The 23,580-nt window shown below is 48.2% G+C and carries 26 protein-coding genes; 11 read left to right on the plus strand and 15 right to left on the minus strand.

Annotated elements, in window-relative coordinates; genetic code table 11:
- Positions 1-87 precede the first annotated feature (87 nt).
- On the plus strand, positions 88-1,050 hold the full coding sequence (locus ABD744_RS22175; RefSeq protein ID WP_344800796.1) for a 2Fe-2S iron-sulfur cluster-binding protein: 963 nt from the start codon (positions 88-90) through the stop codon (positions 1,048-1,050).
- A 23-nt stretch (positions 1,051-1,073) separates the two neighbouring features.
- Here ABD744_RS22175 and ABD744_RS22180 read toward each other — a convergent pair whose 3' ends face one another.
- Positions 1,074-1,340, minus strand: a complete 267-nt coding sequence (locus ABD744_RS22180; protein WP_344800797.1) for a hypothetical protein — start codon at positions 1,338-1,340, stop codon at positions 1,074-1,076.
- Positions 1,341-1,519: 179 nt separating this feature from the next.
- Entirely contained in the window at positions 1,520-2,320 is an 801-nt protein-coding gene (locus ABD744_RS22185) for an exodeoxyribonuclease III (RefSeq protein WP_344800798.1), read from the minus strand.
- Between the two features lie 178 nt (positions 2,321-2,498).
- On the opposite strand from ABD744_RS22185, the gene pyrE reads away from it, so the two are divergent.
- Positions 2,499-3,140, plus strand: a complete 642-nt coding sequence (gene pyrE, locus ABD744_RS22190; RefSeq protein ID WP_344800799.1) for an orotate phosphoribosyltransferase — start codon at positions 2,499-2,501, stop codon at positions 3,138-3,140.
- Between the two features lie 104 nt (positions 3,141-3,244).
- Here the strand turns inward: pyrE and ABD744_RS22195 are convergent, their stop codons facing one another.
- Positions 3,245-4,015: a sulfite exporter TauE/SafE family protein gene (locus tag ABD744_RS22195; protein WP_344800801.1), complete on the minus strand. Its 771-nt coding sequence runs from the start codon at positions 4,013-4,015 to the stop codon at positions 3,245-3,247.
- A 92-nt stretch (positions 4,016-4,107) separates the two neighbouring features.
- On the opposite strand from ABD744_RS22195, the gene ABD744_RS22200 reads away from it, so the two are divergent.
- Positions 4,108-4,758, plus strand: coding sequence for an ABC transporter ATPase (locus ABD744_RS22200; RefSeq protein WP_344800802.1), 651 nt, complete (start codon positions 4,108-4,110; stop codon positions 4,756-4,758).
- Between the two features lie 51 nt (positions 4,759-4,809).
- Here the strand turns inward: ABD744_RS22200 and slmA are convergent, their stop codons facing one another.
- The 5 genes from slmA to coaBC form a co-directional block, all read right to left on the minus strand.
- The gene (gene slmA / locus ABD744_RS22205) at positions 4,810-5,412 is read right to left on the minus strand and encodes a nucleoid occlusion factor SlmA (protein ID WP_344800803.1); all 603 of its coding nucleotides are present in this window, start codon (positions 5,410-5,412) and stop codon (positions 4,810-4,812) included.
- Positions 5,413-5,438: 26 nt separating this feature from the next.
- Positions 5,439-6,344 carry an acetylglutamate kinase gene (argB, locus tag ABD744_RS22210; protein ID WP_344800804.1) on the minus strand — a complete coding sequence of 302 codons (906 nt, stop codon included), beginning with the start codon at positions 6,342-6,344 and terminating at the stop codon, positions 5,439-5,441.
- Positions 6,345-6,401: 57 nt separating this feature from the next.
- On the minus strand, positions 6,402-8,957 hold the full coding sequence (locus tag ABD744_RS22215) for a phosphomannomutase/phosphoglucomutase (RefSeq protein ID WP_344800805.1): 2,556 nt from the start codon (positions 8,955-8,957) through the stop codon (positions 6,402-6,404).
- A 153-nt stretch (positions 8,958-9,110) separates the two neighbouring features.
- Positions 9,111-9,569, minus strand: coding sequence for a dUTP diphosphatase (gene dut, locus ABD744_RS22220; RefSeq protein WP_344800806.1), 459 nt, complete (start codon positions 9,567-9,569; stop codon positions 9,111-9,113).
- A gap of 108 nt (positions 9,570-9,677) precedes the next feature.
- Entirely contained in the window at positions 9,678-10,922 is a 1,245-nt protein-coding gene (coaBC, locus tag ABD744_RS22225) for a bifunctional phosphopantothenoylcysteine decarboxylase/phosphopantothenate--cysteine ligase CoaBC (RefSeq protein WP_344800992.1), read from the minus strand.
- 167 nt (positions 10,923-11,089) lie between these two features.
- Here coaBC and radC point away from each other — a divergent pair, with 167 nt between their 5' ends.
- The 4 genes from radC to ABD744_RS22245 all read left to right on the plus strand — a co-directional run bounded on the left by radC (position 11,090) and on the right by ABD744_RS22245 (position 13,085).
- Positions 11,090-11,764, plus strand: coding sequence for a RadC family protein (gene radC, locus ABD744_RS22230; protein WP_344800807.1), 675 nt, complete (start codon positions 11,090-11,092; stop codon positions 11,762-11,764).
- Positions 11,765-11,988: 224 nt separating this feature from the next.
- On the plus strand, positions 11,989-12,225 hold the full coding sequence (rpmB, locus tag ABD744_RS22235; protein WP_344800808.1) for a 50S ribosomal protein L28: 237 nt from the start codon (positions 11,989-11,991) through the stop codon (positions 12,223-12,225).
- Positions 12,226-12,237: 12 nt separating this feature from the next.
- Positions 12,238-12,393, plus strand: a complete 156-nt coding sequence (gene rpmG, locus ABD744_RS22240; RefSeq protein ID WP_344800809.1) for a 50S ribosomal protein L33 — start codon at positions 12,238-12,240, stop codon at positions 12,391-12,393.
- A 101-nt stretch (positions 12,394-12,494) separates the two neighbouring features.
- Entirely contained in the window at positions 12,495-13,085 is a 591-nt protein-coding gene (locus ABD744_RS22245; RefSeq protein WP_344800810.1) for a YhgN family NAAT transporter, read from the plus strand.
- Between the two features lie 24 nt (positions 13,086-13,109).
- On the opposite strand, the gene ABD744_RS22250 is transcribed toward ABD744_RS22245, so the two are convergent.
- The 4 genes from ABD744_RS22250 to ABD744_RS22265 all read right to left on the minus strand — a co-directional run bounded on the left by ABD744_RS22250 (position 13,110) and on the right by ABD744_RS22265 (position 17,889).
- Positions 13,110-13,721: a trimeric intracellular cation channel family protein gene (locus ABD744_RS22250; RefSeq protein WP_344800811.1), complete on the minus strand. Its 612-nt coding sequence runs from the start codon at positions 13,719-13,721 to the stop codon at positions 13,110-13,112.
- 6 nt (positions 13,722-13,727) lie between these two features.
- A complete protein-coding gene (locus ABD744_RS22255) occupies positions 13,728-15,713 on the minus strand; it encodes a hydantoinase/oxoprolinase family protein (RefSeq protein WP_344800812.1) in 1,986 nt (661 codons plus the stop codon).
- A gap of 127 nt (positions 15,714-15,840) precedes the next feature.
- A complete protein-coding gene (locus ABD744_RS22260; protein WP_344800813.1) occupies positions 15,841-16,818 on the minus strand; it encodes an HDOD domain-containing protein in 978 nt (325 codons plus the stop codon).
- A 126-nt stretch (positions 16,819-16,944) separates the two neighbouring features.
- Positions 16,945-17,889, minus strand: a complete 945-nt coding sequence (locus ABD744_RS22265; RefSeq protein ID WP_344800814.1) for an HDOD domain-containing protein — start codon at positions 17,887-17,889, stop codon at positions 16,945-16,947.
- Between the two features lie 267 nt (positions 17,890-18,156).
- Here ABD744_RS22265 and ung point away from each other — a divergent pair, with 267 nt between their 5' ends.
- From ung to ABD744_RS22285, 4 genes are all read left to right on the plus strand, one after another.
- Positions 18,157-18,891 carry a uracil-DNA glycosylase gene (ung, locus tag ABD744_RS22270; protein ID WP_344800815.1) on the plus strand — a complete coding sequence of 245 codons (735 nt, stop codon included), beginning with the start codon at positions 18,157-18,159 and terminating at the stop codon, positions 18,889-18,891.
- A gap of 19 nt (positions 18,892-18,910) precedes the next feature.
- The gene (mutM, locus tag ABD744_RS22275; RefSeq protein ID WP_344800816.1) at positions 18,911-19,738 is read left to right on the plus strand and encodes a bifunctional DNA-formamidopyrimidine glycosylase/DNA-(apurinic or apyrimidinic site) lyase; all 828 of its coding nucleotides are present in this window, start codon (positions 18,911-18,913) and stop codon (positions 19,736-19,738) included.
- Positions 19,739-19,815: 77 nt separating this feature from the next.
- Entirely contained in the window at positions 19,816-20,175 is a 360-nt protein-coding gene (locus tag ABD744_RS22280; protein WP_344800817.1) for a hypothetical protein, read from the plus strand.
- Positions 20,176-20,267: 92 nt separating this feature from the next.
- Entirely contained in the window at positions 20,268-20,936 is a 669-nt protein-coding gene (locus ABD744_RS22285; protein ID WP_344800818.1) for an outer membrane beta-barrel protein, read from the plus strand.
- Positions 20,937-20,990: 54 nt separating this feature from the next.
- On the opposite strand, the gene ABD744_RS22290 is transcribed toward ABD744_RS22285, so the two are convergent.
- The 3 genes from ABD744_RS22290 to ABD744_RS22300 all read right to left on the minus strand — a co-directional run bounded on the left by ABD744_RS22290 (position 20,991) and on the right by ABD744_RS22300 (position 23,460).
- Positions 20,991-21,239, minus strand: a complete 249-nt coding sequence (locus ABD744_RS22290) for a YfhL family 4Fe-4S dicluster ferredoxin (RefSeq protein WP_344800819.1) — start codon at positions 21,237-21,239, stop codon at positions 20,991-20,993.
- A 24-nt stretch (positions 21,240-21,263) separates the two neighbouring features.
- The gene (gene coaD, locus ABD744_RS22295) at positions 21,264-21,752 is read right to left on the minus strand and encodes a pantetheine-phosphate adenylyltransferase (protein WP_344800820.1); all 489 of its coding nucleotides are present in this window, start codon (positions 21,750-21,752) and stop codon (positions 21,264-21,266) included.
- Between the two features lie 214 nt (positions 21,753-21,966).
- On the minus strand, positions 21,967-23,460 hold the full coding sequence (locus ABD744_RS22300; RefSeq protein WP_344800821.1) for a coniferyl aldehyde dehydrogenase: 1,494 nt from the start codon (positions 23,458-23,460) through the stop codon (positions 21,967-21,969).
- Positions 23,461-23,580 lie beyond the last annotated feature (120 nt).

Consider the following 23,580-nt stretch of genomic DNA (forward strand, 5'->3'; position numbering starts at 1 on the left):
TTAAAATGCACTTCTTTAGTGCTTGTTGTTCTTAGGCGCCTTAGAATGTCGGATATTGTTACCTAGAACTGAATCGGAGCAGAGATCTTGCAGCCAACCATTACATTTCAGAATACGGTGATTGAGGCCGACCCGGATAAAAGTGTGTTGGAGAACTTATTGGCTTACGGTTTTGCGGTACCGAACAGCTGTCGGGCGGGCATTTGTCAGGCTTGTAAGCTGCTGGCGATTGACGGCGAAGTCGCTGCGGAAGCTCAAAATGGTTTGTCGGATGCTCAAAAGCAGCTTGGGATCTTTCTGGCGTGTTGTTGTCGAGCCAGTTCTAGCTTAACGGTGGGTTTGCCCGATGCGGCACAAATCAGCCAGCAGGCACGGGTGTTGGAGAAAGCGCTGATTGCTGAGAACGTGCTGCGTTTGAGACTAAAGGTGGACTTTAAATGGCAGCCAGGGCAAGTCATCAACTGCTTAAAAGACGATACCTTAATTCGGAGTTATTCCATTGCCAGCACCATGGCGGAGGGGTTTGTGGAGCTGCACATTCGTTTATACCCGAACGGTCGCTTTGGTCAATGGGCAAAACAGGCGCTTCATGAAGGCGATTTGCTGCGGGTGGAATTGCCCTTTGGTGAGTGTGTCTATGATCCGGCCAGTTATCAGCAGGATTTACTGCTGGTGGCGACCGGAACAGGATTAGCGCCGTTAATCGGCATTATAAAAGAAGCAATTGCCAATCATCATCAAGGTCATCTGATTTTGTATGTGGGGGCTGGTGAGCCTAGCCACTTTTATTATGCTCAGGAACTCTCCGCGCTGGCGGCCGGGTTCAGCGGGCTGAAGGTGCACTATGTGGCGCGACGAAATCCGGAAGACACCATGTTTGCCGGTAACGTTGAAGATGTGGTGTTAGCGCAACACACGCAGATGAAAGGGTTGCGGGCTTATTTGTGTGGTGCTCCCGAAATGACCTCGGCACTGATGAAGAAATGTTTTATGCGAGGCATTAAAAAGGCCGATTTGCTGGTGGATGCTTTCGAACCGGCCCGGCAATAAATGGTACATGACACGGCGCGTCGTCAGTTGGTTTTCATCACGTACTCACCCTTCGAGTTTTTGATCAGAATATAATATTTCTTACCGTCGCATTGCACTTTTGTGCCTGAGCCATGAGGCTTCATACTGGTAATTTCATTGCACTTGACGCCGCCGTCCTGAAGAACCTGAAGTGCCGTCATGGCATTTTGAACGTCGTTGCCGACTTTCAGGTCGACCCCGGGAACACCAAATGCCAGTGCGAGTGAGGAAGTGCAGCCCATGAGGGTGACGAAGAATAGTTTGTTCATTCGCGGCTCCTTTGAGTTAATACCGATCTCTTTACACACCCTAGCAGTAAATGACGTGCTTATCTGAAAAAGCGATGGGCTGTCGTTTTTAGTCAATGCTCAGAGTTTGTTGGGTGTTGCAGAGCTAAAAAAGGCCCGGATGGGCCTTTTTGGGGAGCGGATGAGTTGTGGTGGAAGGGTCAGAAAAAGTCGAAATCTTCTTCGCCGTTCAGCTCATAGTCATAATCGATGATGACTGGAGCGTGATCACTGAATCGTTTGTTTTTATACACTTTTGCATGGGCAGCACGACGCTTTAAGCCCGGCGTTCCTAAGTGGTAATCAATCCGCCAGCCTTCGTTGCGTTCCCAGGTGCCTGCCTGATCCGGCCACCAGGTAAACTCATCGTTGTCATAATTGGCTTCGCGGAAGCAGTCCACGTAACCCATTGGCCCGAGAATGTGATCCATCCAGGCGCGCTCTTCATCCATAAACCCGGATTTGCCTTGCTGATTTTTCCAGTCGTAGACGTCTCCCGTTTTATGGCCGACGTAAACCGTGCCGCAGAACAAGAAATCACGGCGCTTGCGTAATGTCTTCTTCAGGTGGCCCATGAAGGCTTTCATGAACTGGAATTTGTGATCTTGCAACGGTGTTCCGGCGACACCGGAAGGAAAGAGCACGGAGGCGATACTTAATTTTTCAAAATCGGCCTGGATAAAGCGGCCTTCCATATCGAACTCTGGGTTACCTAACCCAAACATAATGGCTTTCGGAGGCTCTTTGCAGTAAACAGCAACGCCTGAAAACCCATCTTCGTCAGCATCAAAGAAGTACCCGGAGTACTCTCCTGGGTTGATCATATCTTCGCTTAACTGATATTCCTTGGCTTGTAGATCCTGAACGCAAACCACATCTGCGTCTTGCTCTATCATCCATTCAAAAAAGCCACGTTCTGCAGCTTGTTTAATGCCATTTACGTTGAGACTGATAATTCTCATTGACTGCTCCCAAGTTCGAGAGTGCGTATGATACCCGACAAGTGGCTCAAGATTAATAATACCATGCTAAAAAACGTTATTTTTATTGTTACTAATTTGTATCACAACCCTTTCAGTACTTGCTTACGGAGCTGGAATTCCCATAATGAGCGCAAAGAAATTATGAGGCCTACATTCCATGCAAGACTATCAACACGATTTTATCAAGTTTGCGATCAATCAAGGTGTACTAAAATTTGGCGAATTTACCCTGAAATCGGGTCGAGTCAGTCCGTATTTCTTTAATGCCGGATTATTTAACTCCGGCGCTTCACTAGCAGCGTTGGGTAAATTTTATGCGCAAACCATCGTGGACTCCGGTATCGAGTTTGATGTTATTTTTGGTCCTGCATACAAAGGCATTCCGCTGGCGGCGGTGACGGCTTTTGCGTTATCCGAATTCCACGGAATCGATGTGCCTTACGTTTTTAACCGCAAAGAAGCCAAGGCTCATGGTGAGGGTGGTACTTTGGTCGGGGCTGAGCTGAAAGGTAAAGTGCTGATCATTGATGATGTGATCACGGCGGGTACTGCGATTCGTGAAGTCATGTCGATCATTCAGGACAACGGTGCCGAACCTGCCGGTGTCGTGATTGCTCTGAATCGTCAGGAGCGCGGAAAGGGTGAGTTGTCTGCCATTCAGGAAGTGGAACGGGATTACAACATGCCGGTGGCCAGCATTGTCGACCTGAAGCAAGTGCTTGAGTTCGTTAAAAACGAAGCGGAACTGGCAGAGCACGTGACGGCGGTAAGTCAATACCGCGATACTTACGGCGTTTAATGCCCGTTGTATTGGTCAGTGATTGAATGAAGATAAGGGGCTTTGTTGAGAAGCCCCTTTTTTGTGCTCTATCCGGGATTAAGTGTTTCGTTGAATCAGTAGATTCACCAAAACGCTTTCACCACCAGGCTCAGACCGGTGGCAATGGTCATCACTTCAAACGTGCGCTTAATCAGGGTATTGCCTTTGGCGATTGAAATATGGGCTCCGGCATAACCGCCGAGCAGCGACCCTAATAACAGGCTTGGCAACCATGCCCATTCAACCGGCGCTTGCAGAGCCAGCGTCATTGCGCCGGTTGCGTTCCAGAACAGCCCCACCAAAATTAAGGTGTAGGTCACAGCCCTGAGGTAGTCCAGACCAAACCAGCGCACCAGCCAGATGGTGACAAACAAGCCTGTGCCGGAGGTTAATGAACCGTTGAGGAATCCGATGAAAAAAATGACGCCCCCGCCGATCAGATAACCACGGATGCTGAACGGCCGTAAGTTGGCTTCGTTGCCGAGGTTCGGTTTAAAGGCAGAATAAAAACCTAAGCCTATAGTTAAGAGACCCAGTGCCAGTTGTGCGTAAAAGTCAGGAATGTGAATAATGACACTGGCACCGACGATGACACCGGGTAATCCGCAACCTAAGATGAATAATGAAAAGGGCCAGTGTATGGAGCCTTCGCGGAAATGACGAATGGATGCGCCGAGGCCCAGAGCGACGCTGGCAATTTTATGCGTTGCCAGTGCCGGGGTAAAAGCCAAGCCTAAAAACAATAAGGCGGGTAATTGCAACAGTCCGGCACCGCCACCTGCCATGGCAGAAAATGCGTTGGCAACAAAAGCAATCAAAAAGAGTCCAAGGATGAGAGTTAGGTCAATAGGCATAAAGTACTGATCTTGCTATAGTTAACGGCAACAAAGAATGCAAGTGTATCACGCAATTCCTTAAACCTTTTTTGAAATATTCGATGTGGGTAATGATTAAATTTTTCAAGCTTAAACGTTGCGCTGTGTTAATTATCTTTGGTCTGGGCAGTTTGTCCGTTCAGGCGGTGGAATATTTCCGCTATAAAGATAAAAACGGTATGCAGGTGATCAATACTTACATTCCGCCTGAATACGTAGCCAACGGTTATGAAGTGATTACGTCTCAGGGGCAGGTGCTTGAGGTAATTGATCCGGCACCGACGTTGGAAGAGTTAGCGGAACGCAACGAGCAAAAGCGGTTGGCCAAAGAGGAAGCACAAAGAGCTGCCGCGCAGCAGGAAGTGGATGAGCGTTTACAGAAACTCTACAGTCACCCGGATGATGCTCGCCGGGCGCTGGAACGAAAACTCAATGAGCTGGATTACCAGATCAGCCAGAAGCGCGGTCAGTTATTGGTGCTGAAGGGTAAAAAAGAGAAAAACGAAGAATACGCAGCCTCTCGGGAGCGCTCAGGAAGGAAGGTGTCAGAAGAAACCATTTTGGACATCGAACGCTTGAGTCGTCAGATTGAAGACCTCAATAAACAGATTGAACTCATTAAGGAAAATAAAGCCATCGCCCGTCTTAAATTCAAGAAAGACATTGACCGGATGGTGATTTTATTTAATGAGAAGCGTCGTAAAAATATCAACAGCAAGTAACGTCGTCCCTGACGTTACGGGGAAAGGGTTGTTGGGTATTACTAGCGATGACTAACTAACCGGCACCAACAAGCTGTCCTTCAGAATCAACCACTGGGTTTTAAAATGGCTGGTGGGTTTCTTTTTGAAATTACTTCGGACGTATTGGCTGATCTGGCCGTCTGCATAAGCCAGCAACATTTGGGCGGTTTCAGTTGTACCGCCTCGGGTGGTCATCTGGTCGCGCAGTTCAGCTTCGCGCATTACCTGTTTAAGCTGCGTTTCCAGGCGCTCATAAAGCTGCTCTAAGCGATCTCTCAGGCGTTGCTTCTCGCCTGCCAATACGTCACCGTTCAGAATACGGCACATACCTGGATTACGCTCAGAGAACATCAGGATTAACCCCAGTATTTTCTCACAACGAATCAGGGTTTCTGATTCGTTCTGCATGATTAAGGTGATGTTGGAGAACAAGGTTTCTTCGATGAACTCGATTAATCCTTCAAACATCTTGGCCTTGCTTGGAAAATGACGGTACAACGCGGCCTCGGATACTCCGACTTCTTTTGCCAGTGCGGCAGTGGTAATTCGTTGGCCCGGACTGCTTTCCAACATTGCAGCCAGGGCTTCCAGAATCTGGAGTTTACGAGACGGTTTTTTCTCTTTATCTGTCATTACTGCTGTATTCCAATAACATGTTATTAATCGAGCTTTTCATTGGTGATCAGGGTGCCGACTCCTTGATCCGTGAAAATTTCCAACAAGATCGAGTGCGATACCCGGCCATCAATAATGTGAGCGCGATGCACGCCTGCTCTTACGGCGTCCAAAGCACATTGAATTTTAGGTAGCATACCGCCATAGATGGTACCGTCGGCAATCAGGTCGTCTACCTGTTTGGCGTTTAAACCGGTCAGTACTTCCCCTTCTTTGTCCAGCAAACCCGCTGTGTTAGTCAGTAGCATCAGCTTTTCGGCTTTTAACATTTCAGCCACTTTACCTGCCACTAAGTCGGCGTTGATATTGTAAGACTGACCGTCTTTACCCACACCAATGGGGGCAATGACCGGAATAAAATCGCTGTTGACCAACATATTGATTAAATCGGTGTTGATGCTTTTGACCTGACCTACGTGACCGATGTCGATGATTTCTGGCTGTTGCATCTCCGGTGCCTGGCGGCTCACCTGCAGTTTATCGGCGGTGATTAATTTGCCGTCTTTACCGGTGAGGCCAATGGCGCTGCCACCTTGATTGTTGATCAGGTTGACGATGTCTTTGTTAACCTGACCGCCGAGTACCATTTCAACGACGTCCATGGTGGCGCTGTCCGTGACACGCATGCCATCAATGAAACGGGATTCAATTTTGAGTTTTTCCAACAGATCCCCAATCTGAGGACCCCCACCATGCACAACGACCGGGTTAATGCCGACGGTTTTAAGCAGAACGATGTCCCGGGCAAATTGGTCTTTCAGTTTTTCATCAACCATGGCGTTGCCGCCGTATTTGATGACCAGTGTTTTACCTGAAAAACGCTGAATGTAGGGTAATGCCGTACTGAGTACTTGTGCGGTGTTAAGCGCTTGTTCTCTGTCGAGGGTCATGAGTCGACTCCGCAGTAGGATGAAAGTTTGATGGAAAAGGTGGGGGATTAAACCCCCTTAGAACGGAATTTGCAATGATGGATCAGCCGAAAGAATGGCTTCCCGGAACTGGCCCTGAATCAACGCCAGTGAATCCTCATCGACACCTTCAAAGCGCAGCGTCAGTGTTGGCGTGGTATTCGACGCTCTGACCAGACCCCAGCCATTATCGAAGTCCACCCGAATGCCGTCAATTTCGGTGATGGTTGCCGCAGGGGTGCACAGCGACTCTTTGATTTTAACAATCAGTTCAAACTTGGACTGATCTTCCGCATCGATGTGATACTCCGGAGACAGCACGCCGACCGGGTAGCCCTTGAAGACTTCAGAAACGGGTCTGTGGTCGGTGCTGAGTAATTCCAGTAAGCGGGCGCCTGCGTACAAGCCGTCGTCAAAGCCGTACCAGCGTTCATTAAAGATAATGTGGCCGGACATTTCGCCGCCAAAAGTGGAGCCCAGCTCCAGCATTTTGGTTTTAAGCAGCGAGTGGCCCGATTTCCACATTACAGGTCTGCCGCCCTGATGGCTGATGTACTCGCCTACCTTGCTTGAACATTTGACGTCATAAACGATGTCGGTCCCCGGACACCGGCTTAATACATCGCGGGCAAACATCATGATCAACTGATCGGAATAGATGGTATTGCCTTGATCATCGACGACCACAATCCGATCGCCGTCGCCGTCGAACGCAATCCCCAGATCCGCCTGCTCTTCTTTGATCCGTGCTTTTAGGTCGGTCAGGTTCACTTCTTCAATGGGGTCCGGGTGATGATTCGGGAAGTTACCGTCCACTTCGCAGTACATAGGGATGACATCGCAGCCGATGCTTTCGTATAAATGCGGTGCGTATTTTCCGGCAACACCATTGCCCGCATCGATGACCACTTTGAGTGGCTGGGCAATGGCAATGTCGGAGGCGATGCGCTCCATGTATTCCTGATCCAGGTTCATACTGTGATAACTGCCTTCGCCCGACAGCAGGTCGTTTTCGGTGATGCGTTCGTATAAACGTTTGATGCCTTCCTCATGAAGGGTTTCACCGTCGATCATGATCTTGATGCCGTTGTATTCCGGCGGGTTATGAGAGCCGGTGATCATAATGCCTGAATTGGATTCCTGAGTGAATGCCGCGTAGTAAACCACAGGCGTTGCCACTTCACCGATGTCGATGACGTCCCGGCCTGTGGATTTTAGTCCTTGAATGAGTGCGTCTGCTAAGTCCGGGCTGGACAACCGACCATCGTGTCCGACATAGATGGTTTGCTGACCGCGCTCATAAGCTTCGCTGCCGAGTGCCTGACCGATGATTTCAGCGACTTCCGGAGTCAGCTGATCACCCACCCGGCCACGAATGTCGTAGGCGCGAAAAATCTGACGGCTGACCAAGTGTGCGTCATGGTCTTCTACGACCTCCATGCTTGCTTCATCAAGTTCCAGATCCAAATGCAGATCATCTGCGTCGGAAGACGGTGCTGTTTTAATGGCATTTTCGAAGGTATCCGGTGCTGACGGAATCAACTTGTTGATCATTTCCGGGCCGTTGCGTTTGGTTTGCTGATAGAGCGCTTGCGCTAATGTTTCAAATTGACCCAGAGTAAACTCCGGCTGCTTGGGCTTTCTGCCTCCGGCCAGGGACAGGGTGAACTCTGACAGCATGTGCATGTTCTTATTCATTTTACTGTTCAGAATGTAATAGAAAGCGGCAATGCCAATGAGTGCCAACACGGCAGCGATGAGACCGGCAATCAGGGTTTGAGCCTGATTAAGCAACGGCTGATTTATTAATTGATCGGCTATTTGGTAACTGACCGTCAAATGACGTATATCGGACACTTGGGAATAGGCGTAGCCTTGTTGGTTGCCGTTGCCCATTTGAAAGACCAATTGTGCGGAATCGTCCAAAAAGCTTTGTTCGATCTTCAGCTCGCCGATATTGGTATCGAGCTGATAAAACTCGCCAAACAGGGCCTGAGCGTGATAGGTCACCAGCAGAGTCGCAACAATTTGGCCCGAACTGTTGTTAATGGTACTGACGGTTTGAACGTAGTTGGTTTTGTTCAGCTTATGAATTTCAATTGGTGGCGACTGTTTCTTTTCGGCACGTTTAATCATATCCAGACCGGCAAAGGTCAGTGGAATTTCAGATTGGGTGTCTAATTGGGCCTGGCCTTGGGGAATGATCCGAACGGCTGCGGCATCCGTCAGCAAACTTTTAATGCGCGCTTCGGTGGAAGCCAGGATGGATTTGTCCGTCACCTGAATCATTAACAGCAGGTCTTCCTGAGCGGCTACCTGATCTGTGGCGCTTTGCAGTTGTTTTAACCGATGGTTAAATGCCTTAAGGTAAGTTCGTCCCAGGTTGCTTTGTAAGGTTTCAAGGTGCTGTTGATTGGCGCCGCTCGAGTTCATAAGCTGAACGCCGGTACTGATGACAATGGCCAGCAAAATGGCAACCAGCAGCATCAAGATAAGACCGATCAAACCACCTTTGGGCGCTTTCGGTATGCTGGCTGCGGTTTTCGTGCTCTCTTCGGGTGTTTGTTCAGTAGGCTTTTTTTTCAGCAATGCCACGGTACAGTCCTTATTGGAAATTTACTGAATCCATGTAAAGGGTAAGCATAGACGAAAAAATTCATCTGTAAGGTCTTACCCTCAATAAAGTGGTCAGTCGTGAACCTTTGATTTTGTTAGCTTTGTTTTTCGGGTTCGCAGAATCTTTGGCTCTTAATGTTTGCCTGTGCTGCCAAACCCGCCGGCACCACGGTCAGATTCGTCAAAGTCCGTCACGATTTTGTATTCGGGTTGAATGACAGGAACAATGACCATTTGGGCAATACGTTCGCCAATTTCGATGGTGAAACTGGTATTGCCCCGGTTCCAGACAGAAACCATTAACTGGCCCTGATAGTCTGAATCGATGAGCCCAACCAGATTACCCAATACGATGCCATGTTTGTGACCTAACCCGGAGCGCGGCAGTAACATCGCTGCCAGTCCCGGATCGGCGAGATGGATGGCCATCCCGGTCGGAATTAATTGGGTTTCACCGGGTGCTATGGTTAATGCTTCATCAAGACAAGCCCGTAGATCGAGTCCCGCTGAGCCTTCTGTTGCAAAGGCAGGCATAGGAATGGATTGCCCCAGGCGCTCGTCGAGAATTTTTAAATCTACTGTTACTGACATGGTGAAGTCCTTAATGTGTTCAATGTTTTGATAAACCAAAGCGTTAAATCATGAGCCAGGTCGATGATTTAACGGCTATTTTATGATGATTTTTACGCCAGGTTTGTTCTATTTTGTAGCGGATATGCCAGCGCTTTCTTTTTCCACCCACCGGGTATGAACGCAAAGTAAAATATCTTGCGCCATTTGAGCTTTGGACATTAAAGGTAAGTCTTGACTGCCATTGGGCCAAAACACGGTGGCGGCGTTATCGTCGCTGTTGAAGCCAATCTGGGTGTTGGAAACGTCATTAGCAACGATCATGTCTAATTGTTTGCGGGTTAGCTTGGCATTCGCGTAGTTGGCTACGTCACGGGTCTCCGCCGCAAACCCTACGGTGAATGGTCGTTCTGGGTGTTGTGCAACGGTCGCGACGATGTCCGGATTTTTGACCAGTTTAATGATCATCTGATCTTCACCGTCCACTTTTTTGATCTTGTGTTCGGCGATTTCCGAAGGACGATAGTCGGCGACGGCAGCGGAAGCAATAAAAATGTCGGTGGATGAAATCAACTGCAAGCTGGCTTCCAGCATTTGCTCGGCGCTTTTCACATTAATGCGCTCTACCCGCTCCGGAACGGGCAAATTGGTCGGGCCGGAAATCAGCGTTACCTTGGCACCCTGATCAATGGCGGCCTGAGCAATGGCGTAACCCATCTTGCCTGAGCTGTGGTTGGAGATATAACGTACTGGATCAATCGCTTCCTGTGTGGGGCCGGCGGTGATTACTACGTGTTTGCCGGTGAGTTTGCCTTTCTGGAAATAGCTGGCACAGAGTTCGGTGATCTCTGAAGGCTCCAGCATGCGTCCCGGGCCGATGTCGCCACAAGCCTGCTCTCCCTCGGCCGGGCCCATCCAGTGCAGGCGGCTTTCAGGGAAGAGTGCTTTTAATGTTTCGATGTTGTTTTGGGTGGCTGGGCTGGCCCACATTTGCTGGTTCATCGCGGGTGCTAAAGCGATGGGTGCTTTGGTTGCCAGGCATATGGTATTGAGCAGATCGTCGCCTTTGCCTTGGCTTAAATTAGAAAGAAAGTTGGCGGTGGCTGGCGCGATCACCAACAGATCAGCCCAGCGTGCCAGTTCGATGTGCCCCATTCCCGCTTCGGCTTCCGGATCAAGCAAACTGGTGTGCACCGGATTACCGGACAGGGCCTGTAGGGTCAGTGGTGTGACAAATTCCTGTGACGATTTGGTCATCACCACGTGGACTTCTGCACCTGCTTTTTTGAAGAGGCGAACCAGTTCAGCGCATTTGTATGCGGCTATTCCGCCTGTGATGCCTAAAAGGATACGTTTGTTTTGCAAACGGGACAGAAGATTGTCTGAGGCCATGTCATCGTAACTCTAATCAATGAAATAAAAATCAAGAATATACCATGGTTGTGAATAAATTCAGACCATGGGCTGATTATATAAAGTGGCTGGGTTTGTTAGTAAAGAAGGCTTAACTCAATTGCGCGGTATCAAACAGGTGGATGTGGATGGCAATATCAGAGTGGCCCCTAGCGGAGCGACCCAGGGAAAAATTGATGCTCCAGGGGGCTGGGGCGTTATCAGACGCGGAGTTGTTGGCTATTTTTCTGCGCACCGGGGTCAAAGGTAAAAGTGCGTTGGACTTGTCCCGGGAGTTGATTGATGTGTTTGGCGATTTAAGGGCGATGATTCGGGCGCCCAAGCAACAGTTTTGTCAGGCCCATGGTTTGGGCGAAGCCAAATACGTGCAATTGCAGGCGGTGGTTGAAATGAGTAAACGGGTGTTGTCCATTGAGTTGCAACGTGGCGATGCCCTTAACAGCCCGGAGCAGACTCGGAATTTTCTGAGATATGAATTACGAGACGAACCCAGGGAGGTGTTTGCCTGTTTATTCTTGGACAATCAGAATCGGGTCATCAGTTTTGAACGGTTATTTTGGGGAACGATCAATGCGGCCAGTGTTTATCCCAGAGAAGTCGTGCGCCGAAGCCTTGAGTTAGCATCATCGGCGGTGATTTTTGCTCATAATCATCCAAGTGGCATTGCAGAGCCCAGTCAAGCGGACCAACAGATTACTCAGCATTTAATAAAAGCGTTGGAATTGGTTGATATTCGGGTGCTGGATCATATCGTGGTGGGCGACCCTGACGTTGTGTCTTTTGCCGAGCGAGGTTTAATTTAAGCCCCAAAACAGCGACCGTTTGTATATAATTAAGCGAATAGTGCCGTTTTTATTGAATAAAACTTGCTATTGGGTAGGTGCTCTGGTATAAATTCCCGCTCGATTTAAGACGGTGCCAAAAACGTTACTTAAGAGCGCATATTTAAGCATGCATTCTTTTCGATAGTTAGGCATCACAGTTAACAGAATTTAAGACGACGAAATTATTCGTTGGAGGCGAGACGATGTCTAGGGTTTGTCAAGTAACTGGTAAGCGTCCAGTAACTGGTAATAACGTTTCACACGCAAAGAATAAAACCAAGCGCCGTTTCTTACCAAACCTGCAAACACATCGTTTCTGGGTTGAAGGCGAGAAGCGCTTTGTTAAGCTTCGTGTATCTACTAAAGGTATGCGTATCATTGATAAGAAGGGCATTGATGCAGTCATCGCTGACCTTCGTTCTCGTGGCGAAAAAATTTAAGGAGCCTGAACCATGCGTGATAAAATCAAGCTAGTTTCATCTGCTGGTACTGGTCACTTCTACACTACGGACAAGAACAAGCGTAACACTCCAGATAAGTTGGAGTTTAAAAAGTACGATCCTGTTGTTCGTAAGCACGTGATCTATAAAGAATCTAAAATCAAATAAGATTTTATGTTCTTAGAAAACCCGGCTTCGGCCGGGTTTTTTCGTTTCTGAAGAAAAATAATCTAAGCTCATTGCACTGATAATGACTTTCTGGAGGGATTGTGGATTTTTTGAATGCGTCGCTGATGTTGTTCCTGATTATGGACCCTCTGGGTAACCTGCCGGTGTTCATGTCGATATTAAAATCGGTGCCGGAAGAGCGCAGAATGGCGGTGCTTCGTCGTGAGTTGCTGATCGCTCTGGCGATCATGATGCTGTTTTTGTTTGCCGGTCAGTCGATTCTGAATGCGCTGAATCTGAAACAGGAAGCGGTGAGTATTTCCGGCGGCATCATTTTGTTCATCATTGCGATACGGATGATTTTTCCCGGCCGTGGCGGTGTTATGGGCGCTCAGCCGGAAGGTGAACCTTTCATTGTTCCGTTGGCAACGCCGATGATTGCCGGTCCGTCCATTCTGGCCATGCTGATCTTGCTGGTCAATCAGTCTCCGGACCGTCAAATGGAGTGGGCCCTGGCGCTCTTTATGGCCTGGTTGATCAGTTCCTGTATTTTGTTGGCGTCGAAGCCCTTGTTTAAACTGTTAAAACAGCGCGGTTTGATTGCTATCGAACGGCTGATGGGGATGATTCTGGTGATGATGGCCGTTCAGATGTTTTTGGACGGTATCGTTCATTACGTTCAGGCGCAGTAACGCGCCTGGATCAGCGGTAAGGTTTTAGTTCTTTAAGGCAAAGGTCGGTAAGCTCAGATGCCAGCGAATGGCAATGACCCGAAAGAGAAAGGTGATGGCCATGGTGGCCGGGATGACGACCTCATGCGAAAACCAATGGCTGAGCAAAAAATACCCCAGGCCGCCGGAAATGGCTGTGATGGCGTAAAGGTCTTCACGTAAGATCAAAGGAATGTCATTGGTCAGCACGTCTCGGATCATCCCGCCGACCGTTCCCGTCATTACCCCCATCATAATGCAAATCGTCGGACTGGCGCCGGTGCCTTGCGCAACCTGTATGCCGATGAGATTGAATGTGGCCAGCCCCAGTGCATCCATGTACAACAGCCACTGTCGTTTTCGTTGGATGTGATTGGCAAACACCACGGTCATTGAACTTAACGCCAGGACAATAAAGATATAAACGGTATCTTTTACCCAAAAGACGGGCGTATTGCCCAGCACAAGATCCCTGAAGGTGCCACCACCGACCGCAGTGACAAAAGCCAGTACAATCACGCCGAACAGGTCAATGCCTTTACCACGGGCCGCTAACGAGCCAGAAATGGCGAGTACAGCAACACCAAATAAGTCCAGCGCGTAGATAATTTCATTCATAAAGGTTTATACCTTATCCAGCAATAAGTGACCATGCTGACTCACTTTGGCCTGCCATCCGGGTTTGATCAAGGTGGTGGAAACCTGCTCGCTGATCAGTGCCGGGCCTGTAATGATGGTTCCGGCGTTTAGCGCTTCACGTTGATAACACGGGGTTTGGTTCGAGATTTCAAACAGCGCAGCATGGTTTTCCGGGATGGCTTGATTGCAACCTGAAGCGATTTCCGGCATCGAAATTGTGTGTGTATAAGCAAACACCCGAACCCGTATCGTCACCAGTTCAATATTCAGATCCATTTGGTGGCCAAAACGTGCTTTATGCGCTTCATGAAAGCGGTCGAATAATGTACCCATCGGTTCGATGGCTAAGTCCTCAATGGCTAAGTTGATGGAAAATGACTGGCCCTGATATCGGAGGTCGGCGGAAAACTGGCTGTTCAGAGCGTCTGCTTTGGCCCCTTCGTTGATCAGCTGTTGACTGCCTTCTTGTTTCAGCTCGGAGATAATGTCCTGAATGGTTTGTTCATTGAACTGGTTGGAACGTTGATTGATGGTTTTAGAGAGTTGCCGTTCGTGCGGGGCGACTAACATGCCATAGGCGGACAGAACTCCGCCCAGCCGAGGGACCAGGGCACGAGTGATGTTCAGTGACTCAGCGAGGTCGCAGACGTGTAGGCCGCCAGCGCCGCCAAAGCAAGCCAGCCGATAGCCCCTTGGGTCTTCTCCGCGTTTGACCGAAATGGTGCGTAAGGCACGAGTCATGTGTTCATTGGCGATGGTGATGATACCGAGCGCGGTTTGTTCGATGTTTAACGCCAATGATTCCGCCAATGGCTGAATCGCTTGTCTGGCTTTTTTCAAATCCAGCGTCATTTGTTTGCCTAAAAACGCTTCAGGGCGTAATCGGCCTAATACGGTGTTGGCATCTGTCACGGTGGCTTTCTGCCCGCCCCGGCCGTAACAGGCAGGGCCAGGAAATGCTCCGGCGGATTCAGGCCCGACCTGCAACAGCCCGCCTTGATCGATGAAGGCTATGGAGCCACCGCCAGCGCCAATGGTGTGCATGTCGACCATGGGCACGGCCACCGGATAGTCGCCGATGCGGCCGTCGTTGGTCAGCCGGATTTCACCGTCAATCAAGGCAACATCGGTGGAGGTTCCGCCCATATCAAAGGTTAACAGGCGTTCTTCATTAATGTCATGCGTAATGGAGCGGATGGCGGCCAAGCCTCCGGCCGGGCCGGAGAGCAATAAATTGACCGCCCGGTTGGCTGCCTGATGGGTATCAATGGTGCCACCGGAGGATTGCATGATGGAGAGCGGCGCCGGGTGGACATTGTCACTCAGGCGTTTCAGGTAATTGGAAACCAAAGGCCCTAACCAGGCGTTTAGCCATGTGGCCATACCACGCTCGTATTCGCGGTATTCAGGCAGTACATAGGATGACCGGCTGATGTAGATGGTATCGGGGAGCGCTTGTTCAATGGCACGTTCAAAGCGGTCGTCTATGTATGAAAACAGCAGGTTGATGGCCACTGAATCCGGATTTAATTGCTTCACCTCTGAGACGAGTTGTTCGAGGTCGGCCTGCGTCAGGGCTTCATGCTCTTCTCCGTTGGCATCCAGTCTTCCGCCGGTTTCCAGGCACAGAGCGCCGGGAACCGGAGGCTGTTGTACCCTGGGTGTCAGGTTGTAGAGCTCTTTTCGTGTCTGGCGGCCAATGGTTAAGGTGTCTTTGAAGCCCCGGTTGGTGATATAGGCTGTTTTCACTCCCTTCCCTTCTAAGGCTGCATTGGTTGCAACGGTACTGCCGTGAACAATGACAATGTCTCCGGACTCCACCAATGCGGTCAGTTGCAATTCGGCGATGCCTTGTAAAATGGCTTTTTCCGGGGCGTCCGGGGTTGAGAGTACTTTGTGGACTTTTATTTGCTGGCCATCGAATAACACGAAGTCTGTGAATGTACCGCCAGTATCAACACCAAGAAACATGGAATAACCTTTTTAACGACAGAAATGGGAACGGTCTTACGATCAGGTGTTTGAATTCTACGGTGCTTGGCCGGTGACAAACAAGCGTTAAAGACGCAGCTTGAAGTGCGGTGCTAATAACCGAAAGCTAAGCGCAATATCGAGAAGAAGACTTTATGTGGCTGGCAGCGGTTTTCTTGCGGTTGTCTTTTTCCAGGCCATAGCGATGAGCGTTCTGTTGCGATGGTTGGCCGGTATTTTTGATCGGTTGACCAGAAAGACTCTCCAGCAAGACATTCGCCTGGGCATCCACCATGCAGACAAAGTGATCCAGTGACTCGCCAAGAAGACCATGCAGTGCCGCCTTTTTCACCGGAACGGTTTTTTCTAATGACGGCAAGCTCAGGTCGTTTTTATCATGAATGCGGTGAATCAGAGTGGCAAACTGAAAAACATCTATCAGGTTAAAAGGGCCTGGTGTCAGTTCTTCGAACTGCTCGCGTGAGCGAATGCACTCCACGATTTGCTCGTCCAGTTGCCAATGTTTGGCGAGCACAACAGCAATGTTGGACGCAATTTGGGCCGGTATGGTTTCGATGTCTTCAGCGGTTGGCATCGTCAGGTTGTGGTTTTGAAGATACGATAACAGCATTAATGTGCCAACGTGGTACATGGAGCCAGCCAATAGTGCTTGGTCTGCATCGACCCGAACCCCGAACTCCGATATTTTTCGGGCAATGGCAGAGCTTAATGCGCCGATTCTCAGGTTATTTTTCCACAAGCTTCGAATGGAATGGCGTGAAGGCAAGCTTCTTTTTACTAAGGTGCTTTCCAGCGAATGGGTCAATACGATGGAGGTGATCGAATTGGCGCCTAATTTAACCACCGCTGAGTTGAGGTCACTTGACGCTCTGGTGCCGTAAAATACACTGGCATTGGCTGCGCGCATGATGATGGCTGCGATTTCAGGGTTGGCGTGCAGCGGTGGCAGTAATTCTTTAATTCGGAAATTTGGATTTGCTAACGTGTGCCTTAATTTCATGGTGTTATCCGGGAGGTTAGGCAGTTTGATCTTACCTGTCAGTATGTCCTGATAAACCTTGAATTGAATTCCTGAGCGCCACATCTGTTTGTCCCTGTCTTTATTGTTATTATGGATGTCTCAACATAATGTCTTAGGAAAGTATCGGCATATTAAAGCAATAATTTAAAAACAAAAAGGGATTTGTTGATCTTGATCTCAGTATCGTAATTAACCCAGCTTTTGGTAGGGAAGGTAGGTAGTCCGGTAGTGGTGAGGGTTGTGATTGGGGAATTTGGTGATCAGAGGGGTGAGCCCCTGAAAGATCAGTAAGGAATGGCCTTTGATCATCTGCGAGAAGTGATCGGCCTCCTCTTGTATCAGCCGGTTTTTTACCGCTTTTATGAACGGAAAACTGTTTTTGAGTTCTACTTCTTTTGAGCCGTCTGATGAGGTATTCCGATGCACAATGATGGCCATGTGGAGCACATCAATGATGGAAAAGGCATCGAAGTTAACCTCGTGATATTGATTTCTTCTTAACGCGCATTCGTGAATCACCGGGCTTAACTGCCACTGAATGGCGGCCAGCGAAGACACATTGGCCACAATATTGCCGGGAATATTAAGAATGTGATCCCGATTGGGTATGCTTAACCCTTTGTTTCGATAGGTATTCAGGAGCATTATGGTGCCCACTTGATACACTAGCCCGGCTAATAAACCGTGTTTGATTGGCGTGTGGTTATGTCGGGCCAAACGGGCGCAAATAGCGGCACAAATGGATGAGACATGCAGTGTTTCTTCCCAAAGATCCCGAATGATGTGGTTGGCGGGTAAGTTGTCGGGGATGATTAAATCCCTGATGGCGAATAGTGTGATTAAGTCGGACAGCTCCTGGCAGTCAAGACGAGCAACTGCCGGCTCTAATTGAGAAACAGAGGGTGTACCATAATATCGGCCTTGATTGGCGCCGTTGATGATTAATCTGGACAGATCGGAATTGGCCGACAACGCAATGAGCAGTTGCTGATTGAGGATCGGCAGAGACCGGTCGTAGGGTTGCGTTTCGGTTCGGTTTTTTAGATTCACATAGTGTTTGCCAAGATTAGGCAGCGTGATCGCTCCGTCCAATAACTCTTTATAGACCTGATAATGGCTGCCTTGGCTCCACATAGTTAACCGAATCCTTGTTTGCTTGAGGACATGACCCATCCTGGTCACATCTGCCAAGGTGACAACAAACACCTTGCTTTGCTTTTGTTGAGTGCTTAGTAATTGATAAATTACTTATTTATATATTTTCAGAAAGAGTCTAATTCTATGGCTTCTTATATACTGTGGGTATGTTTGGTGTTCGAATGTGAGATTTAATCCATATTCTGGCGTTAATAAGATCCGATTTTGATTTAAATTAATACATAATTATTACAAGGTCAGGCAATGAACAGGTTCGGTTTGGAAGGTAAGTGGTCAGAGCTTTTGAAAAGCGAGTTTGAAATGCCTTACATGAAACAGCTGGATAGCTATCTGGAGTCACAAAAGAAACAAGGCGTGGCCATTTATCCGCCGGAGCAAGATCGCTTTAATGCATTTCGGTACACCCCTTTTGAACGTGTTAAGGTTGTGATTCTGGGCCAAGATCCCTATCACGGGCCAGGTCAGGCGCACGGTTTGAGCTTTTCGGTAAAAGACGATATTAAGATTCCCCCTTCGTTAAGAAATATCTATAAAGAGCTGGAACAAGATTTAGGCATTCCACCTGCCGCCCATGGCAACTTAACGGCATGGGCTGAGCAGGGGGTGTTGTTACTGAATAATGTGCTGACAGTGGCGGCCGGGTCGGCCGGATCGCATCAGAACCAAGGCTGGGAGCTGTTTACCGATAAGGTGGTTGATCTGTTGAACACACAGGCGTCGGGGTTGGTGTTTTTGTTGTGGGGCAGTCACGCTCAGAAAAAAGGCAATAAGATTGACCGAACGCGGCATCTGGTGCTTGAGAGTTCACATCCCTCGCCTTTATCTGCCTATCGAGGTTTTTTAGGGAGCGGTCAGTTTTCCGAAATTAACCGATATTTAAGTGATCAGGGGAAGTGCCCGATTGAATGGGCGTTACCGGTCGCTGATGAACTTAAAGCGCCTGGCGCTTCTTTTGAACAATTGGATTTGATTCGTTAGTAATAAAAAGGGTCTGAATTTGCCTGAATTACCTGAAGTAGAAACCACCCGAAGAGGCATTGAACCTCATATTGTTAATAAGGCTGTGACCGGACTGGATGTTCGGCAAAGCAAATTACGTTGGCCTGTGCCCGACGATCTGGAGTTTAACTTGGTGGGCCGCACTTTGCTTGCGGTGAAGCGTCGAGCCAAATACTTGCTGCTTGAATTTGAACATGGCCATTTGCTGATACATCTGGGGATGTCGGGTAGCCTGAGAGTGGTGGATGGTCACGCTACGGTCGGCAAGCATGATCATGTGGACATTCGGTTTCAGAGCGACTCCGGCGCTGAGGTCATCATCCGATATAACGATCCGAGGAGGTTTGGGGCGATACTTTGGATTGATGACATTGCCAATTCTTCTCACCTCAATCATTTGGGTCCGGAACCTTTGTCTGAGGCATTTTCAGGTGGATTATTGCATCGTAAGGCTCAACGCCGTTCTGTGGCGGTGAAACAGTTCATTATGGATAACAAAGTGGTGGTGGGCGTCGGTAATATTTACGCCAATGAGGCGTTATTTCTGTCTGGTATTCACCCGACAGTGAGTGTGGCTAAGTTAGGTAAGGTCCGTTTTAATCGTTTGGCCGAAAACATCAAACGGGTGCTTGCCAAAGCGATTGAACAAGGCGGGACAACTCTGAAGGATTTCGTGGGTGGTGATGGGAAGCCTGGGTACTTTCAGCAACAGCTGATGGTCTATGGACGAGCCAATCAGGCATGCTATCAGTGCGGAAGTTGTCTCAAAGAACTCAAAATGCAGGGCAGAACTACGGTCTACTGCTCAAAATGCCAAAAAAACTGACATTTTACTTAAAACCAGCCTATTATTGGTTCAATATAAAAGTAGATTTTGTTACTGCACGATGAAGGGAAAGTACCATGCGAACAATTTGGGTGAAGTTGAGTAAATTTGCAGCGATGACGTTGCTGATTATGCAGTTGGTTGTACCAACTCAGGGTATGGCAGAGTCCCTTTCCGACCCAGCTAAGTTAAATCAGCCGAGTGCGGCTGCAATGGTTCTGGATGGCCTGGTGGTAAGGCCTGTGATGTTGGGTGTTACGGTCTTAGGAACGGCACTGTTCATTGTAACCTCTCCTTTTTCTTTGCTTGGAGGCAATGCCGAAGACGCCGCAGATGAGTTGATGATCAAACCGGCTAAGATGACATTTATTCGTTGCCTGGGTTGTTCAACCCTTGAAAGAAAGTATGAAGTGGTGGAACAAAAAACCGAAGAATAATGATTAATAAAGAAAAAATTGTGGAAAAGGCCTCGTAAGAGGCCTTTTTTATGTGTGACAATAGCCAGCGTTCGAACATAAGGAGAAAAATAATGATAATAAAACGAACGCTAGCCTGCTTATCAGCCGTTTCAGCTCTGTTCATTGCTAATGTAAGTCATGCCGAGATGGGCCCTTATGTTGGTATCGGAGGCGGTTTTACTCAATTTGACGACGATGGCTTTGTTAAAGAAAGCACAGGCGACAGTGACTGGGATGACTCAGGTACGGCTTATCGCTTTATCGCCGGTTATAAGTTCTCAGAAAATTTTTCAATCGAATGGACATTTCAGGACTACGACTACAACGAGTACGGTGTCGACTCGGTCAGTGAAGTGGATATGCAAGCCTGGCATGTCTCGGGTGTGTTGTCATACCCCATTCCGGAAAGCCCGTTTGGCCCTATGGAAGTGTTTGGTAAACTGGGTTTGGGCGAATCTGACTACCTATTTTCAGGACGGGTTAATTTGGGATTAGGTGATCAAAACAACGACGGTAATGTTGATACCATTCCTTATAAAGAACAGCAAACGAACGAGTCTATCTTGTTGGGTGGCGGCGCTCAGTTCCACATCAACGAAGATTTTCGAATTCGTACCGAGCTGGATATCACTACCTTCGGGCTGGATGTTGCTTACGGAATTAATTCGGACAGTTTTACTTCGAAGGATTATCAGTTTTACGCAGTAACGGCTTCAGCTTCACTGGTGTATTTGTTCTAGCGAACGGTAAGTAAAACTAACAGGACTTAACTTACTGTTAGTTTTACAGCGTTTTTATTGACCGGTAATTTGCTTGAATTTTTCCGTCAGTTGCTCTTTGGTTTCGTTGTTGTCCGGATCAATCAAGATACAGTCAATGGGACAAACTTCGATGCACTGTGGTTCGTCATAGTGGCCGACACACTCTGTGCACAAGCTGGAGTCGATTTCATAAACGACTTCACCTGGATAAATAGCCGCGTTCGGACATTCTGGTTCGCAAACATCACAGTTAATACATTCATCAGTAATAAGTAACGACATACTGATTTCTCCTGTGGTGTGATTTTAATTCGTTGTTTGGCGAACGTGATCAAGAAGAACGCTTTGAACTCGCGGATCGACAAACTTAGAAATATCGCCACCTAAAGCGGCAATCTCTCTTACCAGTGTAGATGAAATATACGAGTTCTTTTCATCCGGTGTCAGGAACATGCTTTCAACATTAGGCGCTAATACGCGGTTCATGTTGGCCAGCTGGAATTCATATTCAAAGTCTGAAACGGCGCGTAAGCCACGTAGGATAATGTTTGCGTTTACCTCGCAGACGAAATCGGCAAGCAAGCTGCTGAAACCGACTATCTCAACGTTGTCCAGGTGGCTTGTGATTTCCTGAGCCAGCTTAACGCGGGTCTCAAGGGTCAGCGTTGGTCGTTTTTTCGGGCTTTCAGCGACAGCAACAATAACTTTATCAAACAAACGAGCAGCACGCTCAATCAGGTCTGCGTGTCCATTTGTGATTGGGTCAAAAGTACCAGGGTAAACAACAATATTCATACCGATTCCGGATATTCACTGTGTATTGTTCGCGCATGTTACCGAAAAATAACGCGCTTGATAAGGGTGTAAGTTTTGATACAGCTCAGAAATTAAAGAATGGTGTCAGAGATGCTATTGGCTTTGGCTGAAAGTCGGTTCTTTCGCTTGCGTCTGTCTGGGTGTGGAAAAATGCCAACCCCGTGCCGGATACGGGGTCAGCAAGAAAAAACCGTTATCGGATAAAGAACTTGTAAATCATTTTATGAATGGTTTTACCGTAAGGTGCGTAAGCCAATTTACCGCTGTTGAATCTTGGTTTGCTTAACACCGACTTGGCATGAGAAAAAGTCAGGAAGCCTTCGTGGCCGTGGTAGGCGCCCATTCCTGATGGACCAATACCTCCAAACGGCAGGTCATCCAAAGCCACATGCATGATGGCATCGTTCAGGCATACTCCTCCGGCGTGTGTTTTTGCTAAAACATGTTCTTGTTCCTGAACGTTATAGCCGAAGTAATAAAGCGCTAATGGACGTGGGCGATCATTAATGTGATTGATTGCTTCGTTCATGCTGTTGTAGGTGATGACCGGTAAAATTGGCCCGAAAATTTCTTCTTGCATGATGGTCATGTCGTCTGTGGGGTTCAGAACGATATGCAAGGGTAATTTACGTGTACCGGACTGCAAGTTTTCGTTGGCAGGGTTGATTTCAATGACTTCCGCCCCTTTGGCGCGGGCATCTTCAATCCAGCTCCGCAGACGTTGATACTGACGATCATCCACGATCGCGGTGTAATCTGTATTGTCTTTGATGGTCGGGTACAGACGCGCAAAGGTATCCCGGTAGCTGTCGACAAACGCATCCACCTGATCCGAAGGACAAAGCACGTAATCCGGAGCAACGCAGGTCTGGCCTGCATTGAACGACTTACCAAAGCAGACGCGGTCTACGGCATCGTGCATCGGTGCATCCGGCGCTATGATCGCTGGGGATTTGCCACCTAATTCAAGGGTGACCGGTGTTAAATTGTCGGCTGCGGCTCGCATCACGTGGGAACCAACGGTGGTTGATCCGGTAAACAGCAAATGATCAAACGGCTTTTTAGTGAATTCCTGAGCCACATCGGCTTCGCCAGTGACCACATTTATCATGTTGTCATCAAAGGTTTCGCTGATGATTTTCTTGAGGAATTCGGATGTCTTAGGCGTGAATTCAGACATCTTAATCATGGCGCGATTACCCGCCGCCATGGCGAAACACAAAGGCCCTAACGATAAGAAAACAGGGTAATTCCACGGCACTACAATGCCGACCACCCCTTTTGGTTGATATACCACTTTGGCTGATGCTGGCTGAAAGAGCAGGTTTACGTGTCGTTTTTCAGGGCGCATCCATTTGCGTAGATTCTTGATGCAGTAATTAATACCGGATACCACTGACATGATTTCTGCGATCAGTGTTTCATCTTTTGAACGACTGCTGAAGTCAGTGTTGATGGCTTCACAAATTTCATCTTCGTATTTCAGAATCATCTTTTTTAATCGATTCAGATTTTCAATCCGTTCATTAGCCGTCGGCATCGGGTTTTGACGAAATGCTTGTTTTTGAGCACTAAGAACTTGATTTAAATGCTGGATTTCACGTTTTGATTCCGTTAATTCAACAACGTTTGCGACCATGATGGTGGCTCCTACATCGGATTTACGAGCGAAAATTTGTCGTTGCAAAGGTATTAATCTTTGCTGATTTCTATTTAGAGTAATTGCTCTAAATGAGAAATGCAACTTTTTTGACTAAGGAATAGCCAAAATTGATATCTTTTGACCCAAAGCTAAAGATGGGTGAAG

This window comes from Litoribacillus peritrichatus, assembly GCF_039537985.1.
GTDB lineage: Bacteria > Pseudomonadota > Gammaproteobacteria > Pseudomonadales > Litoribrevibacteraceae > Litoribacillus > Litoribacillus peritrichatus.

What these genes read in the sequence shown, in the direction of transcription:
- ABD744_RS22255 (WP_344800812.1), bottom strand. Translation starts at nt 15,713, where the DNA reads ATGTTTCTTGGTGTTGATACTGGCGGTACATTCACAGACTTCGTGTTA.
- rpmG (WP_344800809.1), top strand. Translation starts at nt 12,238, where the DNA reads ATGCGTGATAAAATCAAGCTAGTTTCATCTGCTGGTACTGGTCACTTC.
- pyrE (WP_344800799.1), top strand. Translation starts at nt 2,499, where the DNA reads ATGCAAGACTATCAACACGATTTTATCAAGTTTGCGATCAATCAAGGT.
- ung (WP_344800815.1), top strand. Translation starts at nt 18,157, where the DNA reads ATGAACAGGTTCGGTTTGGAAGGTAAGTGGTCAGAGCTTTTGAAAAGC.
- dut (WP_344800806.1), bottom strand. Translation starts at nt 9,569, where the DNA reads ATGTCAGTAACAGTAGATTTAAAAATTCTCGACGAGCGCCTGGGGCAA.
- ABD744_RS22260 (WP_344800813.1), bottom strand. Translation starts at nt 16,818, where the DNA reads ATGTGGCGCTCAGGAATTCAATTCAAGGTTTATCAGGACATACTGACA.
- ABD744_RS22250 (WP_344800811.1), bottom strand. Translation starts at nt 13,721, where the DNA reads ATGAATGAAATTATCTACGCGCTGGACTTATTTGGTGTTGCTGTACTC.
- ABD744_RS22195 (WP_344800801.1), bottom strand. Translation starts at nt 4,015, where the DNA reads ATGCCTATTGACCTAACTCTCATCCTTGGACTCTTTTTGATTGCTTTT.
- rpmB (WP_344800808.1), top strand. Translation starts at nt 11,989, where the DNA reads ATGTCTAGGGTTTGTCAAGTAACTGGTAAGCGTCCAGTAACTGGTAAT.
- ABD744_RS22200 (WP_344800802.1), top strand. Translation starts at nt 4,108, where the DNA reads ATGATTAAATTTTTCAAGCTTAAACGTTGCGCTGTGTTAATTATCTTT.
- ABD744_RS22285 (WP_344800818.1), top strand. Translation starts at nt 20,268, where the DNA reads ATGATAATAAAACGAACGCTAGCCTGCTTATCAGCCGTTTCAGCTCTG.
- argB (WP_344800804.1), bottom strand. Translation starts at nt 6,344, where the DNA reads ATGACCCTCGACAGAGAACAAGCGCTTAACACCGCACAAGTACTCAGT.
- ABD744_RS22290 (WP_344800819.1), bottom strand. Translation starts at nt 21,239, where the DNA reads ATGTCGTTACTTATTACTGATGAATGTATTAACTGTGATGTTTGCGAA.
- ABD744_RS22185 (WP_344800798.1), bottom strand. Translation starts at nt 2,320, where the DNA reads ATGAGAATTATCAGTCTCAACGTAAATGGCATTAAACAAGCTGCAGAA.
- ABD744_RS22265 (WP_344800814.1), bottom strand. Translation starts at nt 17,889, where the DNA reads ATGTGGAGCCAAGGCAGCCATTATCAGGTCTATAAAGAGTTATTGGAC.
- ABD744_RS22180 (WP_344800797.1), bottom strand. Translation starts at nt 1,340, where the DNA reads ATGAACAAACTATTCTTCGTCACCCTCATGGGCTGCACTTCCTCACTC.
- slmA (WP_344800803.1), bottom strand. Translation starts at nt 5,412, where the DNA reads ATGACAGATAAAGAGAAAAAACCGTCTCGTAAACTCCAGATTCTGGAA.
- radC (WP_344800807.1), top strand. Translation starts at nt 11,090, where the DNA reads ATGGCAATATCAGAGTGGCCCCTAGCGGAGCGACCCAGGGAAAAATTG.
- coaD (WP_344800820.1), bottom strand. Translation starts at nt 21,752, where the DNA reads ATGAATATTGTTGTTTACCCTGGTACTTTTGACCCAATCACAAATGGA.
- ABD744_RS22280 (WP_344800817.1), top strand. Translation starts at nt 19,816, where the DNA reads ATGCGAACAATTTGGGTGAAGTTGAGTAAATTTGCAGCGATGACGTTG.